The following is a 532-nucleotide window of genomic DNA, read 5'->3' on the forward strand; positions in this document are numbered from 1 at the left end:
CTCAAAAAGTAGCGTAGGGGATTAACGCATGGATGTGCTCGACTTGATTGACCATTTAGAAAGATTGCTTACTGACTCTGAATGTTTGGCACTTTCTTCTCTTAAAAATCAGGATTACCCAATCGAGTCTGCACATCTTAACCAATTAGCTTTTTTACGAGGTGGGTTAATCAACTTGATTACTGACCTTCAAGATATTTCACATTAGAGGCTATCGATATGATTTGCGTTCAAGTCGTCAATGATTTGCTCCAAGTTGTTCCGGTCGCAACTGGTGAAACCTGTCAGTTCATTAACTTGATTCAGCAAACTGATTTTACTGAGCAAGAAAACGCTTTAACTGTTGAATCCGTTTTTGCTCTTATTGGTGCTGCTGCTTCAATTTATGGCCTGACATTTACAATCAATGCAATTCTTATTCAATTTGGATTTAAGAGGTAATAACCATGAAAAAATCACTTGTTGTTTTAACCACTGTTGCTGTTTCTGCTATCGCTTCTGTTCCTGCGTTCGCAGCGATTGACGTTTCAAC

1 protein-coding gene is annotated in these 532 nt (G+C 38.5%); it reads left to right on the forward strand.

The window, feature by feature from the left end:
• The first annotated feature begins 219 nt into the window (after positions 1–219).
• Positions 220–441, forward strand: coding sequence for a hypothetical protein (locus RH88_RS03495; protein ID WP_005593488.1), 222 nt, complete (start codon positions 220–222; stop codon positions 439–441).
• The last annotated feature ends 91 nt before the right edge of the window (positions 442–532 follow it).

The organism is Vibrio scophthalmi LMG 19158, from assembly GCF_000222585.1.
Taxonomy (GTDB): domain Bacteria; phylum Pseudomonadota; class Gammaproteobacteria; order Enterobacterales; family Vibrionaceae; genus Vibrio; species Vibrio scophthalmi.

Coding starts and splice junctions, on each gene's coding strand:
- RH88_RS03495 (WP_005593488.1), top strand. CDS start 220: ATGATTTGCGTTCAAGTCGTCAATGATTTGCTCCAAGTTGTTCCGGTC.